A 16,739-nucleotide genomic window follows, 5' to 3' on the forward strand; every position below is an offset into this window, starting at 1 on the left:
CTGATTCCTTGCATTGAGTGATGTACGGAGTTTAAGAGCAATGAAATTACCGATTTACCTCGATTACTCCGCAACCACGCCGGTGGACCCGCGTGTTGCCGAGAAAATGATGCAGTTCCTGACCATGGACGGGACCTTTGGTAACCCGGCCTCCCGTTCCCACCGTTTTGGCTGGCAGGCTGAAGAGGCGGTTGATATCGCCCGCAATCAGATTGCCGAGCTGGTCGGCGCCGACCCGCGCGAAATCGTCTTTACCTCTGGTGCGACTGAATCCGACAACCTGGCGATCAAGGGTGCAGCCAACTTTTATCAGAAAAAAGGCAAGCACATCATCACCAGCAAAACCGAGCATAAAGCGGTTCTGGATACCTGCCGTCAGCTGGAGCGCGAAGGCTTCGAAGTGACCTACCTGGCGCCGCAGAACAACGGGATTATCGATCTGAAAGAGCTGGAAGCAGCGATGCGTGACGACACCATCCTGGTTTCCATCATGCATGTGAATAACGAAATCGGCGTGGTGCAGGATATCGCTACCATCGGCGAGATGTGTCGCGCCCGCGGTATCATTTACCACGTAGACGCCACCCAGAGCGTGGGCAAGCTGCCTATCGATCTGAGCCAGCTGAAAGTTGACCTGATGTCCTTCTCCGGTCACAAAATCTACGGTCCGAAAGGCATCGGCGCGCTGTACGTGCGTCGTAAGCCGCGTATTCGTATCGAAGCGCAAATCCACGGCGGCGGCCACGAGCGCGGTATGCGTTCCGGTACTCTGCCTGTTCACCAGATCGTCGGCATGGGTGAAGCTTACCGTATCGCCAAAGAAGAGATGGAAAGCGAGATGGCGCGTCTGCGCACGCTGCGCAACCGTCTGTGGAACGGCGTGAAGGATATGGAAGAAGTGTACCTCAACGGCGACCTCGAGCAGGGCGCGCCGAACATTCTTAACGTCAGCTTCAACTATGTTGAAGGCGAGTCGCTGATTATGGCGCTGAAAGACCTGGCGGTTTCCTCCGGTTCAGCCTGTACTTCCGCGAGCCTTGAGCCATCCTACGTGCTGCGCGCGTTAGGCATGACTGATGAACTGGCGCACAGTTCTATTCGTTTCTCTTTAGGTCGTTTCACTACCGAAGAAGAGATTGACTATGCCATCGATCTGATTCGCAAATCCATTGGCCGTCTGCGCGAGCTTTCTCCGCTGTGGGAAATGTTCAAACAGGGCGTGGATCTGAACAGCATTGAATGGTCACATCACTAATTCGGCACCAATAAGGAGAATTCATCATGGCTTACAGCGAAAAAGTTATCGATCATTACGAGAATCCGCGCAACGTCGGCTCTTTTGACAACAGCGACGAGAACGTCGGCAGCGGCATGGTCGGCGCGCCGGCCTGCGGCGACGTGATGAAGCTGCAGATTAAAGTCAACAATGAAGGTATCATTGAAGACGCGCGCTTCAAGACCTACGGCTGCGGTTCCGCTATCGCTTCCAGCTCCCTGGTTACCGAGTGGGTGAAGGGCAAATCGCTGGACGAAGCGCAGGCGATCAAGAACACCGATATCGCCGATGAACTGGAACTGCCGCCGGTGAAAATCCACTGCTCGATCCTGGCGGAAGACGCGATTAAAGCCGCGATTGCGGATTACAAAAGCAAACGCGAAGTAAAATAATTAGTTGAGGTTTTGTTATGTCGATTACTCTTAGCGACAGTGCAGCAGCGCGAGTCAATGCCTTCCTGGCGAACCGCGGTAAAGGGTTTGGCCTGCGCCTGGGCGTAAGAACCTCCGGCTGCTCGGGTATGGCCTATGTACTGGAGTTTGTTGACGAGCCGGCGGCTGAAGACACCGTGTTTGAAGACAAAGGCGTGAAGGTCGTGATCGACGGCAAAAGTCTGCAATTCCTCGACGGCACTCAGCTGGACTTCGTCAAAGAAGGCCTCAACGAAGGGTTCAAATTCACTAACCCTAACGTCAAAGATGAGTGCGGCTGCGGCGAAAGCTTTAACGTATAATCGGTACTCCTCAACCCCACCGCGGTCACGCCGCGCGTGGGGTTTTAATTTAGATGCATGACCCTGAGGTTACTATGGACTATTTCACCCTCTTCGGGTTACCAGCCAGCTATACCCTCTCGCTTGAACAACTGGCTGTCCGGTATCAGGATCTGCAGCGCCAGTACCATCCGGATAAATTTGCCAGCGCGCCTGCGGCGGAACAGCTTGCGGCGGTTCAGCATTCCGCCACTATAAACCAGGCCTGGCAGACGCTGCGCCATCCGCTGACTCGCGCAGAATATCTCCTTTCGCTGCATGGCTTCGATCTGGCCAGCGAGCAGCATACCGTTCGCGATACCGCGTTCCTGATGGAACAGCTGGAATTGCGCGAAGAGCTGGATGAGATCGGCCAGGCGAAAGACGACGCGCGGCTGGAAGGTTTTATCAAACGGGTGAAAGCGCTGTTTGATACCCGTCAGCAGCTGATGGTTGACCAATTGCATAATGAGAGCTGGGAGGCGGCGGCGGACACGGTTCGTAAGCTCCGTTTCCTCGATAAACTGCGCAGCAGTGCTGAAGAACTCGAAGAAAAACTGCTCGATTTTTAATTTTCGGAAGCAATTATGGCCTTATTACAAATTAGTGAGCCCGGCCTGAGCGCCGCGCCGCACCAGCGTCGTCTGGCGGCCGGTATCGACCTGGGCACCACCAATTCTCTGGTGGCTACCGTGCGTAGCGGCCAGGCCGAGACTCTGCCCGATCATCAAGGCCGCTATCTGCTGCCGTCGGTGGTGAACTACCACGCTTCGGGGCTGACCGTCGGCTATGACGCCCGGCTTAACGCCGCTCAGGATCCTGCCAATACCATCAGCTCCGTGAAGCGGATGATGGGGCGCTCCCTCGCCGATATTCAAAACCGTTACCCGCATCTGCCGTATCAGCTGCAGGCCAGTGAAAACGGCCTGCCGATGATCCAGACCGCCGGCGGCCTGCTGAACCCGATTCGCGTCTCCGCCGATATCCTCAAAGCGCTGGCCGCCCGGGCGACCGAAGCGCTGGCCGGCGAACTCGACGGCGTGGTCATTACCGTTCCCGCTTACTTCGATGACGCTCAGCGCCAGGGAACCAAAGACGCGGCGCGTCTGGCGGGCCTGCACGTGCTGCGCCTGCTCAATGAGCCGACCGCGGCGGCTATTGCCTACGGCCTCGACTCCGGCCAGGAAGGGGTGATTGCGGTCTACGATCTCGGCGGCGGCACCTTTGATATCTCCATTCTGCGTTTAAGCCGCGGGGTGTTTGAAGTGCTGGCCACCGGCGGCGACTCGGCTCTCGGCGGCGATGATTTCGATCACCTGCTGGCTGACTACCTGCGCGAGCAGGCGGGCTTCAGCGACCGCAGCGATAACCGTCTGCAGCGTGAGCTGCTGGATGCCGCCATCGCGGCGAAAATCGCCTTGAGCGATGCCGAGGCAGCGCACGTCGAGGTCGGCGGCTGGCAGGGCGATATCACCCGCAGCCAGTTTAACGATCTGATTGCCCCGCTGGTAAAACGTACCCTGATGGCCTGCCGTCGGGCGCTAAAAGACGCTGGCGTTGAAGCGCAAGAAGTGCTGGAAGTGGTGATGGTCGGCGGTTCGACCCGCGTGCCGCTGGTGCGTGAGCGCGTTGGCGAGTTCTTTGGTCGCACTCCGCTGACCTCCATTGACCCGGACAAAGTTGTCGCCATCGGCGCGGCGATCCAGGCCGATATCCTGGTGGGCAACAAGCCGGACAGCGAACTGCTGCTGCTCGACGTTATCCCGCTGTCGTTAGGCCTGGAAACCATGGGCGGCCTGGTGGAGAAAGTGATCCCGCGTAATACCACCATTCCGGTGGCCCGCGCGCAGGAGTTTACCACCTTCAAAGATGGCCAGACGGCGATGTCCATTCACGTGATGCAGGGCGAGCGTGAGCTGGTCCAGGATTGCCGTTCGCTGGCGCGCTTTGCGCTGCGCGGTATCCCGGCGCTGCCGGCGGGCGGGGCGCATATTCGCGTTACCTTCCAGGTGGATGCCGATGGCCTGCTGAGCGTTACGGCGATGGAAAAATCGACCGGCGTGGAAGCCTCCATCCAGGTGAAACCGTCTTACGGTCTGACCGATGGCGAAATCGCCACCATGATTAAAGATTCGATGAGCTACGCCGAACAGGATATTCAGGCGCGCATGCTGGCTGAACAGAAAGTGGAAGCCGCGCGCGTACTGGAGAGCCTGACAAGCGCGCTGGCCGCCGACGCCGCGCTGTTAAGCGCCGCGGAGCGTCAGGCCATCGATGCCGCTGCGGAGCAGGTACGCGCCGCCGCGGCAGGCGACGACGCTGACGCGATTAAAGAAGCGATTAAAAATATCGACACACAAACCCAGGAATTCGCCGCTCGCCGTATGGATCAGTCGGTCCGTATCGCGCTGAAAGGCCAATCCGTGGACGAGGTTTAAAATGCCAAAAATTGTATTTCTGCCCCACCAGGACCTGTGTCCGGATGGCATCGTTGTGGAAGCTGAGACCGGTGAAACCATTCTCGATGCCGCGCTGCGTAGCGGTATCGAAATTGAACACGCCTGCGAAAAATCCTGTGCCTGCACCACCTGCCACTGCATCGTGCGTGAAGGCTTTGACTCGCTGGCGGAAAGTAGCGAAGATGAAGACGACATGCTGGATAAAGCCTGGGGGCTGGAACCTGACAGCCGTCTGAGCTGCCAGGCGCGCGTCACCGACGAAGATCTGGTCGTTGAGATCCCGCGTTACACCATCAACCACGCACGCGAGCACTAATATGGCACTGAAATGGACCGACAGTCGCGAAATCGGCGAAGCCTTGTATGACGCTTACCCGGATCTCGACCCGAAAACCGTTCGCTTTACCGACATGCATCAGTGGATTTGCGATTTGGAAGAGTTTGATGATGATCCAAACGCATCCAATGAAAAAATTCTCGAGGCGATTCTGCTAGTCTGGCTAGACGAGGCCGAATAATTTCGCGTTAAGCGAAAACATTTTAACGGGCTGCCATAGGGTGGCCCGTTTGCTAAGAAGGATAATGATAATGACCGAAGCTATGAAGATTACGCTTTCTACTCAGCCAGCCGATGGACGCTGGGGAGAAAAAGCGACCTGGAGCATCAATAACGACGGCATCGCTCTACATCTCAACGGTAAAGACGACCTCGGGCTTATCCAGCGCGCGGCGCGCAAAATTGACGGCATGGGCATCAAGCACGTCGCCCTGAGCGGCGAAGGCTGGAACACCGATCGCGCCTGGGCCTTTTGGGCCGGCTATAAAGGGCCGAAAGGTCAGCGTCAGGTCGAATGGCCATCCCTTGACGACGCGCAGCGCAGCGAGCTGGATAACCGCCTGACGATCATCGACTGGGTGCGCGACACCATCAATGCGCCGGCGGAAGAGCTGGGTCCGGAGCAGCTGGCGCAGCGCGCTGTCGACCTGCTGTGCGGCGTGGCGGGGGAGAAGATAAGCTATCGCATCACCAAAGGCGAAGATCTGCGCGAGCAGGGCTATCTTGGTCTGCATACCGTGGGCCGCGGCTCCGAGCGCCCGCCGGTTCTGCTGGCGCTGGACTATAACCCGACCGGCGATAAAGAGGCGCCGGTATACGCCTGCCTGGTGGGCAAAGGCATCACCTTTGATTCCGGCGGCTACAGCATCAAGCAAAGCGCCTTTATGGATTCGATGAAATCCGATATGGGCGGTGCGGCGACTATCACCGGCGCGCTGGCTTTTGCCATTACCCGTGGGCTGAACAAACGCGTGAAGCTGTTCCTGTGCTGCGCCGACAACCTGATCAGCGGTAACGCCTTCAAACTGGGCGATATTATTCATTATCGCAACGGCAAAACCGTTGAAGTTATGAACACTGACGCGGAAGGCCGCCTGGTGCTGGCGGATGGCCTGATTGACGCCTCGGCGCAGAAGCCAGAGCTGATCATCGACGCCGCCACCCTGACCGGCGCGGCGAAAACCGCGTTGGGCAATGATTACCACGCGCTGTTCAGCTTTGACGATGCGCTGGCGAATCGCCTGCTGGCGAGCGCTCAGGCGGAAAACGAAGCCTTCTGGCGTCTGCCGCTGGCCGAGTTCCACCGCAACCAGCTGCCGTCCAACTTTGCTGACCTGAACAACACCGGCAGCGCGGCCTATCCGGCCGGCGCCAGCACCGCGGCGGGCTTCCTGTCCCACTTCGTGGAAAACTACCATCAGGGTTGGCTGCATATCGACTGTTCGGCAACCTACCGCAAATCTGCCGTTGAGCAGTGGTCGGCGGGCGCCACCGGGCTTGGCGTGCGTACCATTGCTAACCTGCTGACAGCTGAGTAATGGCCTGGCCGGGTGGCGCCCGCGCTTACCCGGCCAGGAAAACCATATGCCCGCGTGGACGAATGGCCGCCGGGCAATTCATTGTGAAGTAGCCAAACTATGTCAGATACAAAAAATGAATTAGAAACCCTGCTGGAAAAAGCGGCGACTGAGCCCGCCCATCGTCCGGCATTTTTCAGCGCGCTGCTGGAGGCCACCGTCTGGGTGCCGGGCAGGGCAGCCGATGGCGAGCAGATTGTCGAAGATAGCGCGCTGGATCTGCAGCATTGGGAAAAAGACGACGGTACCTCGGTGATCCCATTCTTTACCTCGCTGGAGGCGCTGCAGCAGGCGGTGGCGGATGAACAAGCTTTCGTGATGATGCCGGCCCGCACGCTGATGGCGATGACGCTGGGCGAATCGTTATTCCTCAACCCGAAGCTGCCGAGCGGCAAAGAATTCACCCCACGGGAAATCAGCCATCTGTTAGGCGAAGAGGGCAGCCCACTGAGCACCCAGACGGTACTGGAAGGCGGCGAAGCGCTGCTGCTGTCTGAAGTCGCCGAACCGCCGGCGCAGATGGTCGATTCGCTGACCACGTTGTTCAAAACGCTGAAGACCGTCAAGCGGGCGTTTCTGTGCTCGATTAAAGAGCGCGCCGATGCGCCGGCCAACTTATTGATCGGGATTGAAGCGGAAGGGGATATTGAAGCCATTATCCAGACCACCGGCAGCGTGGCCACCGATACCTTGCCAGGCGACGAACCGATCGATATTTGCCAGGTGGTGGAAGGCGAGAAGGGCATCAGCCATTTTATGATTGCCCATATCACGCCGTTCTATGAAAAGCGCTGGGGCAGCTTCCTGCGCGATTTTAAGCAGAACCGCATCATCTGACAGCGGGGGCGGCAGCCCCCGCTGTTTCTTTCTGCTTCCAGTTCGAGGCACAAAAGCGGGGTGGCAAAAGCTAATGCAGGGCGGCAAAGATTCGCGGATAGGCAGACACCATGTGATAGAGGAGAAATCCCGTCACGCACAGTGTGACAATGCCGTTGAAGAGCGCCATATCCCCGCGCCAGGCCCGGCACCTCTCTTCGCCCAGCAGAGAACGTAGCGCTGCCACCAGCCCGCCGACCAGCATAAACGCCAGTAACACCCCTGCCATTTGCGCGATAACAATGTACCAGCCCAGCGGCGTATTCACGCCCCGGGCGCTCATCAGCGCGATCTGCGCCGGCAAAATCGTCTGGAACCCGAGGGTAAGTATCATGAGAAGACGCAGGTCCGCCAGCTGAGCGTCGAACGTGCGGGCCAGGCGCCGGGCGTCACGCAGGAGCAGCACCCCTGACGCCACCGCCGCGGCAACGCTGATGTGCTGGAGAATAAAAATATATAACGCCAGGGTTCCGGATGGGACCCGGGACAAAAAGAACAGATTGCAAAAGACAATGACCAGCAGGCCAAATTTTGTGACCCAGGCACGGAATACCTCGCCGGGCCAGCGACGGCTTGACGCTGGGTTATGCATCATCCACGCGGCAAGGGTCGACTTACCGTAACCGGGCGCGAGCAGCACCATCAGAAAACCCAGCAGCGCCTGATGGCAATAGGTGACTAACGGAACGTCTTCGAGAGTGACCCCGAGAAAGCGGGTATACACGGAGACTGGCGCAGGCACCAGGCTTAGCCATGTCCGGTTCCATTGCGGCCAAAAATAAAGGATCGCGCCGCCTGCCAGCAGGCCAGCTATACCTCCCAGCCAGGGAAGGCGCGGTGAATAAGCCGAATGTGGGTTAGAGACTAATGCCATTTTCACTCCTTGTGGTGACATCAGATTGGGATGGACTGGATGCGCTATCAGCCCTGAGGAATTCTGTACCAGTGCTCTGCCTCCCCATCAGGCAAAGCGAACTCGGCAGGAACAAGCCCTGCGGCAGCACAGAGTAACCGGTTTAGCGAGAAGCAGAAGAAAGTGGGAGAGAAAATCAGAAATTATTTAGTGACCGCGGAACGGGAGGCCCGCGGTCACGCTGTGTTTACGGAGCGGCAGGGGCCGGTTCAATCGGCAGATCGCTCCGCGCGCCCCATTCGCTCCAGGAGCCGTCATACAGGCAGACGCCGTTCACGCCAAGCGTGGTGAGCGCCAGCACGACCACCGCCGCCGTCACCCCCGAGCCGCAGCTGGCGATGATCGGCCGTTCAAAATCGACACCCTGACGTAAAAAGATATCGTTCAGCTCGTCAACGGTTTTCAGTTCGCCGTTAATCACCAGATCCGTCCACGGTACGTTCAGCGCGCCGGGGATATGCCCGCGGCGCAGGCCCGGGCGCGGTTCGTCGGCCTGGCCGTTAAACCGGGCCGCCGGACGGGCATCGACAATCTGCGCCGATCCTTCATGGCTGACCAACAGGACGTCGGTCAGACGCTTAATTTGTTGAGGATCGAACCGCACGTCGAATTCCCCTTCGGCCACCTCCGGCATCCCTTGTTCCAGCGGCAGTTCGTCGCGCCGCCAGCCCTCCAGTCCGCCGGCCAGAATTGACACCTTCTCTACGCCAAAGGTGCGCAGCATCCACCACGCGCGCGGGGCGGAAAACAGATTGCCTTCGTCATAGACCACCAGATGCTTATCGCTGCAGACGCCCAGTTCGCGCATGGCGACGGCAAACGCTTCGGCCCGCGGCATCATATGCGGCAGCGGACTGGTGTGGTCGGATAGCGCCTCGATATCGAAAAACAGCGCGTTCGGCACATGGCCGGCGCGGTATTCCGCGGCCATATCCCGCAGGGCCTCCTGCCCGGCGGGCGCCATGCGGGCGTCGATAATCTGAATTTCCGGGTCATCAATATGTTCTGCCAGCCAGTCGGCAGCGACAAAAAACGAGGTGGACATAGGTGCCTCCGTTTTATTATTCATGACTGAATTGTCGGCGTTTTAGCTGGCGCTGACAAGTTAAGGACGCCAGAGTGGGGACGGCGTCACGGCACTTTTCTGATTAATCGGCAGAAACCCGCTTCGTCACTGTTGAGAAGCGCCGCCATAACGCATAATAAATGTGACAAATAGCATCAGGCTCATCGGCCGAGGGGTTAGAAGGATGAAACCATTTCGTTTAGCGGCGCTATCACTGGCGCTCCTTACCGCATTTTCATTAACCGGGTGTGATGACAGCGGTACACCGCAGGCCTCGGCCCCGGCGCCAGCCGCGGATAGCAACCCAGGCGCGACGGCAAAACCGGACCGCGCCCAGCTGGCGGCGCTGGCGGAAAAAAGCCAGGGTAAAGCGCTGACGCTCCTCGACGCCTCGGAGGTGCAACTGGATGGCGCCGCGACCCTGGTGCTGACGTTTTCCGTCCCGCTGCAGCCGGACCAGGATTTCTCGCGCAGCGTGCATCTGGTCGACAAGAAAAGCGGTAAGGTGGACGGTGCCTGGGAGCTGGCGCCGAATCTGAAAGAGCTGCGTCTGCGTCACCTTGAGCCAAAGCGCGAGCTGATTGTCTCGGTCGACCCGACGCTGACCGCCCTGAACAAGGCGACGCTCGACAAACCGTTTGAGAAGACCCTGACCACCCGCGATATCGCACCGAGCGTTGGGTTTGCCAGCCGCGGCTCGCTGCTGCCGGGCAACGTGGTCGCCGGGCTGCCGGTGATGGCGCTGAACGTCAATAATGTCGACGTTAATTTCTTCCGCATTAAGCCGGAATCGCTCTCCGCCTTTGTCAGTCAGTGGGAATACCGTAACTCGTTAAGCAACTGGGAATCTGATGAACTGCTGAAGATGGCGGATCTGGTCTACAGCGGCCGCTTCGATCTCAACCCGGCGCGTAATACTCGCGAAAAGCTGCTGCTGCCGCTGAGCGACATCAAGCCGCTCCAGCAGCCTGGCGTCTACGTGGCGGTCATGAACCCGGCGGGCCGTTATAGCTACAGCAACGCGGCGACGCTGTTTACCCTCAGCGATATCGGCGTCTCGGCGCATCGCTACCATAACCGGCTGGACGTTTTTACCCAGAGTCTGGAAAACGGCGCCGCCCAGTCGGGTATTGAGGTGCAGTTGCTCAATGCCAAAGGGCAGACCCTGGCGGAAGCGAAAAGCGACAGCCAGGGCCACGTCACCCTGCAAACCGATAAAGAAGCCGCGCTGCTGCTGGCGCGCAAAGAGGGGCAGACCACGCTCCTCGACCTCAAGCTGCCGGCGCTGGATCTGGCGGAATTCTCTATCGCAGGCGCGCCCGGCTTTAGCAAACAGTTCTTTATGTTTGGCCCGCGCGATCTCTATCGTCCCGGCGAAACGGTGATCCTTAATGCGCTGTTGCGCGATAGCGACGGCAAGCCGCTGGCGGAGCAGCCGGTGAAACTGGAGGTGGTTCAGCCGGACGGCCAGGTGATCCGCTCGGTGATGAGTAAACCAGTGAATGGCCTGTACCAGTTTACTTATCCGCTCGACAGCGGCGCGGCTACCGGCATGTGGCACATTCGCGCCAGCGCCGGCGACAACCAGCCGCGCGAATGGGATTTCCACGTTGAAGACTTTATGCCGGAACGCATGGCCCTGAACCTGACGCCGCAGGCCGCGCCAGTCGCGCCGGATGCCGACGTCACCTTTGGCGTTAGCGGCGCTTATCTCTACGGCGCGCCGGCCAGCGGCAACCAGCTGCAGGGCAAGCTGTTCCTGCGCCCGCTGCGCGACGCCGTCGCTGCGCTGCCGGGCTTCCAGTTCGGCGATATTGCGGAAGAAAACCTCTCCCGTAGTCTGGATGAAGTCCAGCTGACGCTGGACGAAAAAGGCCATGGCGAAGTGACCACCTCAAGCCAGTGGCAGGATAGCCATTCGCCGCTGCAGGTGGTGCTGCAGGCCAGCCTGCTGGAATCCGGCGGTCGCCCGGTGACCCGTACGGTTAAGCAGCCGATCTGGCCCGCCGAGGCGCTGCCGGGGATCCGCCCGCAATTTACGCTGAAGGACGTTTACGATTACCGCACCGATACCACCGTCAAACAGCCGGTGGTGGATGAAAACAGTAACGCCGCGTTTGATATCGTCTATGCCGACGTCAAAGGCGAGAAAAAAGCGATCTCCGGTCTCCAGGTGCGGCTGATCCGCGAGCGGCGCGACTACTACTGGAACTGGTCCGACAGCGAAGGCTGGCAGTCGCAGTTCGATCAAAAAGATCTGCAGGAGGGCGAGGAGTCGCTAGACCTGCAGGCCGGCCAGATCGGCAAAGTGAGCTTCCCGGTGGAGTGGGGATCCTATCGCCTGGAGGTGAAAGGACCGGACGACGTGGTCAGCAGCGTGCGCTTCTGGGCGGGCTACAGCTGGCAGGATAACAGCGAAGGCGCCGGCGCGGCGCGTCCTGATCGCGTAACGATGAAGCTCGACAAACCTGGCTATAAACCGGGCGATACCATCAGGCTGCACATCGCCGCCCCGGCGGCGGGTAAAGGCTACGCGATGGTCGAATCCAGCGAAGGGCCGCTGTGGTGGCAGGAAATTGACGTCCCGGCGGAGGGCATGGATCTGTCTATTCCGGTCGATAAAGCCTGGAATCGCCACGATCTCTACCTCAGCACGCTGGTGGTTCGCCCCGGCGATAAATCGCGCTCGGCGACGCCGAAACGCGCGGTGGGCCTGCTGCATCTGCCGCTGGGCGATGAAAACCGTCGCCTGACGCTGGCGCTGGAGGCCCCGGACAAAATACGCCCCAACCAGCCGCTGACGGTGAAAGTGAAAGCCAGCGTCAAAGAGGGCGAGGCGCCGAAACAGGTCAATGTCCTGCTCTCGGCGGTGGATAGCGGGGTACTGAATATCACCGATTACGCTACCCCGGATCCGTGGAACGCCTTCTTTGGCCAGAAGCGTTACGGCGCAGATATCTATGACATCTACGGCCAGGTGATCGAAGGGCAGGGGCGGGTGGCCAGCCTGCGCTTCGGCGGCGATGGCGACGAGTTAAAACGCGGCGGCAAACCGCCGGTCAACCACGTGACGATCGTCGCCCAGCAGGCGCAGCCGGTGGTATTGAACGATCAGGGCGAAGGCACGGTGACGTTACCCATTGGCGATTTTAACGGCGAGCTGCGGGTGATGGCCCAGGCGTGGACGGCGGATGACTTCGGCAGCAGCGAAGATAAAGTGGTGGTGGCCGCCCCGGTCATCGCCGAACTGAACACCCCGCGCTTCCTCGCCAGCGGCGATACCACACGGCTGGCGCTGGATCTCAGCAATCTGACCGATAAACCGCAAACCCTGCAGGTTCATCTTACCGCCAGCGGGCTGGTGACCTTGACCGAGGGTCAACTGCCGCCGGTGCAACTGGCGCCGGGGGCGCGCAGCACGCTGTTTATACCAGTGAGCGCGCTGGCGGGCTTCGGCGATGGTCAGGTTAATGCCACCATCAGCGGCCTGAGCCTGCCGGGCGAAACCTTCGCCCCGCTGCAAAAACAGTGGAAAATCGGCGTGCGTCCGGCGTACCCGGCACAGACCGTCAACAGCGGCGCAGTGCTGCAGCCAGGTGAAAGCTGGCAGCCGCCGGCGGCGCAGAGCCAGGGCTTTGCCCCGCAAACGCTGCAGGGCCAACTGCTGCTCAGCGGTAAACCACCGTTGAATCTCGCCCGCTATATCCGCGAGCTGAAAGCCTATCCTTACGGCTGCCTTGAGCAGACCGCCAGCGGCCTGTTCCCGTCCCTGTATACCAGCGCGGCGCAGCTAAAGGCGCTGGGCATTAGCGGGGACAGCGACGAAAAACGCCGCGCGGCCATCGATGTCGGTATTTCACGCCTGCTGCAGATGCAGCTGGAAAACGGCGGCTTTGCGCTATGGGATAGAGAGGGGCCGGAAGAGTACTGGCTGACCGCCTACGCCATGGACTTCCTCGTGCGCGCCAGCGAGCAGGGCTATAGCGTACCGGTCAACGCCATTAATAAAGGTAACGAACGCCTGCTGCGCTATCTGCAGGAGCCGGGCCTGATGACCGTGCGCTACAGCGACGACGCCCAGGCCAGCCGCTTTGCCGCTCAGGCCTATGCCGCGCTGGTGCTGGCGCGTCAGCAAAAAGCGCCGCTCGGCGCCTTGCGTGAAATCTGGAGCCGTCACGACCAGGCGCGATCCGGCTTGCCGCTGCTGCAGCTCGGCATTGCGCTGAAAACCATGGGGGATGCGCCGCGCGGCGATGAGGCCATGAAGCTGGCGGTTACCACGCCGCGCCAGGATGAGAATCGCTGGTTGGGCGATTACGGCAGCCAACTTCGCGATGATGCGCTGAAGCTGGCGCTGCTGGAAGAGAACAAGCTGCTGCCAGAGGTACAAAACCAGCTGTTGAGCAGCTTGTCGGAAGAGGCCTTCGGTCAGCGCTGGCTGTCGACGCAGGAAACCAACGCGCTGTTCCTTGCCGGGCGTACGCTTGCCGACCTGCCGGGCAACTGGCAGGCGCAAACGTCGCTGCAGGCGCAGCCGCTTGCCAGCGACAAAGCGCAAACCCGTAATCTCGACGGCGATCGGCTGGCGGCGCTGCAGGTGACGAATACCGGCAATCAGCCGCTGTGGCTGCGCCTCGATAGCAGCGGTTATCCGCAAAGCGCGCCACAGCCGGGAGGCAACGTGTTGGGGATTGAACGCGCTATTTTCGATACCCACGGCCAGCAGAAATCGCTGACCTCGCTGCGCAGCGGCGAACTGGTGCTGGTCAAGCTGGAGGTGACCGCCAAACGTAACGTTCCTGACGCGCTGGTGGTCGATCTGCTGCCGGCGGGACTTGAGCTGGAAAACCAGAACCTGGCCAATAGCAGCGCCAGCCTGCAGGAGAATGGCGAAGCGGTACAAAACCTGCTTAACCAGATGCAGCAGGCGGATATTCAGCATATCGAGTTCCGCGATGACCGCTTTGTCGCCGCAGTCGCCATCAATGAAGGTCAGCCGGTGACGCTGGTCTATCTGGCGCGGGCGGTGACGCCGGGCACCTATCAGGTTCCGCAGCCGCAGGTGGAGTCGATGTATGTACCGCAGTGGCGGGCGACCGGAACGGCCAGCGGCCCGCTTACCGTTACGCCGTAAATGCGCGCATTACCTTGCATAAAACGCCGCTGGCGCTGGCTGGCGGCGTTTATTTTTCTGCTGTGGTTAGCGGTGCTGCTGGCCGATCGTCTGTGGCCGCTGCCGTTGCATGAAGTCACCCCAGCCCGCGTGGTGGTAGCGGAAGACGGCACGCCGCTCTGGCGCTTTGCCGACGCGCAGGGCGTCTGGCGTTATCCGGTCACCATCGCCGACGTTTCGCCGCGCTATCTGCAGGCGCTCATCCAGTATGAAGACCGCTGGTTCTGGCGCCATCCGGGGGTCAATCCCTTCGCGGTGCTGCGCGCCGCCTGGCAGGATCTTACTTCCGGGCGAGTTATCTCGGGCGGCAGCACGCTTACCATGCAGGTGGCACGCCTGCTTGATCCCCATCCACGCACCTTCGGCGGCAAGCTGCGCCAGCTGTGGCGGGCGCTGCAGCTGGAGTGGCATCTGTCAAAAAGCGACATTCTAACCCTCTATTTGAACCGCGCGCCGTTTGGCGGCACCCTGCAGGGGATCGGTGCGGCCAGCTGGGCCTATCTCGGTAAGCCGCCTGCCAGGCTTAGCTACGGCGAGGCGGCGATGCTGGCGGTACTTCCCCAGGCGCCCAGTCGTTTACGTCCGGACCGCTGGCCGCAGCGGGCCCAGGCGGCGCGTGATAAAGTGCTTACGCGAATGGTCAGCCAGGGCGTCTGGCCGGAGCAGGCGGTAAAGGAAGCGATGGAGGAACCAGTATGGCTGTTTCCGCGCCAGATGCCGCAGCTGGCGCCGCTTTTTTCACGCCGCGCGCTGGCGACCAGCCGTGATGAAAAGGTGGTGACGACTCTGGATGCCGGACTGCAGCGGCAACTGGAAGATCTGGCGCTGAACTGGAAATCGCGCCTGCCGCCGCGCAGTTCGCTGGCGATGGTCGTCGTCGACCACACGGATATGAAAGTTCGCGGCTGGGTGGGCTCGGCGGATATCACCGACGACAGCCGCTTCGGCCATATTGATATGGTCTCGGCGGTACGCTCGCCGGGGTCGGTGCTGAAACCCTTTATCTACGCGATGGCGATGGATGAGGGGCTGATTCACCCGGCATCGCTATTACAGGATGTGCCACGGCGTTTTAGCGATTATCGCCCCGGTAATTTCGACAGCGGGTTTCATGGCCCGGTGAGCGCCAGCGAGGCTCTGGTGCGTTCGCTGAATCTGCCGGCGGTGCAGGTGCTCGAAGCCTATGGACCAAAACGCTTTGCGGCTAATTTACGCAACGCCGGGCTGCCCCTGACGCTGCCCGCTGGCGCAGAGCCGAATCTGTCGCTAATCCTCGGCGGCGCCGGGGCGCGGCTGGAAGATATTGTCGCGGCGTACAGCGCCTTCGCCCGCCATGGCAAGGCGGCGCGGCTGCGCCTGAAGCCGAGCGACCCATTGACCGAGCGCGCGCTGATGTCGCCCGGGGCGGCATGGATCGTCCGGCGTATTTTGGCCGGCGAAGCGCAACCGGTTCCCGATGCCTCGCTGCCGCAGGCGGTGCCGCTGGCGTGGAAAACCGGCACCAGCTACGGCTATCGCGACGCGTGGGCGGTCGGCCTCAATGCGCGATATCTGATAGGCATCTGGACCGGGCGCCCGGACGGTACGCCGGTGGTGGGCCAGTTTGGCTTCGCCAGCGCCGTACCGCTGCTCAACCAGGTCAATAATCTGCTGCTGGCCCGCCCGGCGATGAGCCGCGGCGGGCTGCCGAGCGATCCGCGCCCGGCAACGGTCAGCCAGGGGACAATCTGCTGGCCTGGCGGGCAGGATCTGCCGGCGGGCGACAGCAACTGTCGTCGTCGCCTGGCCAGCTGGCTTTTGGATGCCAGCCAGCCGCCGACTCTGCTGCTGCCGGGGCAGGAGAGCATACGCGGGATCCGCTTCCCGGTGTGGCGCAATGAACACGGCGAACGGGTGGCGGCGGATTGTCCCGGCGCTCGGGAAAGCCAGGTCGAAGTCTGGCCGCTGCCGCTGGATCCCTGGCTGCCGGCCAGCGAAAGGCGGCGCGCGCGCCTGGGACCGGCATCGGAGTCATGCCCGCCGTTACAGACTCAGGATACCGCGCCGCTGGTGCTGTCCGGCATCCGTGATGGGGCGGTGATAAAACGTCTCCCGGGTGAGGCGCGGGTGATGTTGCCGCTACAAACCAGCGGTGGGGAGGGGCGGCGCTGGTGGTTTATTAATGGCGAACCGTTAGAGGCCGCCGGCGCAAGAACCACGCTAACGCTGGATAAACCCGGCGAGTGGCAGTTGGTGGTGATGGATGAAGCGGGCCAGACGGCAGCCGCCAGCTTTACCCTGCAATAACCAGGGTAAATTTGTTGTTGGCGGT

At 60.7% G+C, this 16,739-nt stretch carries 13 protein-coding genes; 11 read left to right on the forward strand and 2 right to left on the reverse strand.

Translation table 11 applies throughout. From position 1 onward, the window contains the following. Positions 1 to 40 precede the first annotated feature (40 nt). The 9 genes from iscS (at position 41) to sseB (ending at position 7,237) form a co-directional block, all read left to right on the forward strand. Positions 41 to 1,255: a cysteine desulfurase gene (gene iscS / locus OHJ17_RS06410; protein ID WP_032433430.1), complete on the forward strand. Its 1,215-nt coding sequence runs from the start codon at positions 41 to 43 to the stop codon at positions 1,253 to 1,255. 26 nt (positions 1,256 to 1,281) lie between these two features. Next, complete coding sequence (gene iscU, locus OHJ17_RS06415; RefSeq protein WP_032433428.1) at positions 1,282 to 1,668, forward strand: Fe-S cluster assembly scaffold IscU; 387 nt, start codon at positions 1,282 to 1,284, stop codon at positions 1,666 to 1,668. A gap of 17 nt (positions 1,669 to 1,685) precedes the next feature. Beyond that, positions 1,686 to 2,009, forward strand: a complete 324-nt coding sequence (gene iscA, locus OHJ17_RS06420) for an iron-sulfur cluster assembly protein IscA (RefSeq protein ID WP_002913979.1) — start codon at positions 1,686 to 1,688, stop codon at positions 2,007 to 2,009. A gap of 74 nt (positions 2,010 to 2,083) precedes the next feature. Then, positions 2,084 to 2,599: a co-chaperone HscB gene (gene hscB, locus OHJ17_RS06425; RefSeq protein ID WP_004174835.1), complete on the forward strand. Its 516-nt coding sequence runs from the start codon at positions 2,084 to 2,086 to the stop codon at positions 2,597 to 2,599. Positions 2,600 to 2,614: 15 nt separating this feature from the next. After that, positions 2,615 to 4,465 (forward strand): Fe-S protein assembly chaperone HscA, encoded by a 1,851-nt coding sequence (gene hscA, locus OHJ17_RS06430; RefSeq protein ID WP_004149343.1) that lies wholly within the window; start codon positions 2,615 to 2,617, stop codon positions 4,463 to 4,465. A gap of 1 nt (position 4,466) precedes the next feature. Then, entirely contained in the window at positions 4,467 to 4,802 is a 336-nt protein-coding gene (fdx, locus tag OHJ17_RS06435; protein WP_002913956.1) for an ISC system 2Fe-2S type ferredoxin, read from the forward strand. A gap of 1 nt (position 4,803) precedes the next feature. Continuing rightward, a complete protein-coding gene (gene iscX / locus OHJ17_RS06440; RefSeq protein WP_002913954.1) occupies positions 4,804 to 5,004 on the forward strand; it encodes a Fe-S cluster assembly protein IscX in 201 nt (66 codons plus the stop codon). A 70-nt stretch (positions 5,005 to 5,074) separates the two neighbouring features. Next, positions 5,075 to 6,361 carry an aminopeptidase PepB gene (gene pepB, locus OHJ17_RS06445; protein ID WP_004185110.1) on the forward strand — a complete coding sequence of 429 codons (1,287 nt, stop codon included), beginning with the start codon at positions 5,075 to 5,077 and terminating at the stop codon, positions 6,359 to 6,361. Positions 6,362 to 6,460: 99 nt separating this feature from the next. Continuing rightward, positions 6,461 to 7,237 (forward strand): enhanced serine sensitivity protein SseB, encoded by a 777-nt coding sequence (gene sseB / locus OHJ17_RS06450; protein ID WP_002913952.1) that lies wholly within the window; start codon positions 6,461 to 6,463, stop codon positions 7,235 to 7,237. Between the two features lie 70 nt (positions 7,238 to 7,307). Here the strand turns inward: sseB and OHJ17_RS06455 are convergent, their stop codons facing one another. Then, entirely contained in the window at positions 7,308 to 8,150 is an 843-nt protein-coding gene (locus OHJ17_RS06455; RefSeq protein ID WP_004180898.1) for a hypothetical protein, read from the reverse strand. A 226-nt stretch (positions 8,151 to 8,376) separates the two neighbouring features. Then, entirely contained in the window at positions 8,377 to 9,234 is an 858-nt protein-coding gene (gene sseA / locus OHJ17_RS06460; RefSeq protein ID WP_002913950.1) for a 3-mercaptopyruvate sulfurtransferase, read from the reverse strand. 205 nt (positions 9,235 to 9,439) lie between these two features. Here sseA and OHJ17_RS06465 point away from each other — a divergent pair, with 205 nt between their 5' ends. Then, positions 9,440 to 14,389 (forward strand): alpha-2-macroglobulin family protein, encoded by a 4,950-nt coding sequence (locus OHJ17_RS06465; RefSeq protein ID WP_032433426.1) that lies wholly within the window; start codon positions 9,440 to 9,442, stop codon positions 14,387 to 14,389. Then, complete coding sequence (pbpC, locus tag OHJ17_RS06470; protein WP_023278780.1) at positions 14,390 to 16,714, forward strand: peptidoglycan glycosyltransferase PbpC; 2,325 nt, start codon at positions 14,390 to 14,392, stop codon at positions 16,712 to 16,714. It begins immediately after the preceding gene. Positions 16,715 to 16,739 lie beyond the last annotated feature (25 nt).

Origin of the sequence: Klebsiella sp. KP20-425-1, from assembly GCF_025813515.1 — a bacterium.
Taxonomy (GTDB): domain Bacteria; phylum Pseudomonadota; class Gammaproteobacteria; order Enterobacterales; family Enterobacteriaceae; genus Klebsiella; species Klebsiella pneumoniae.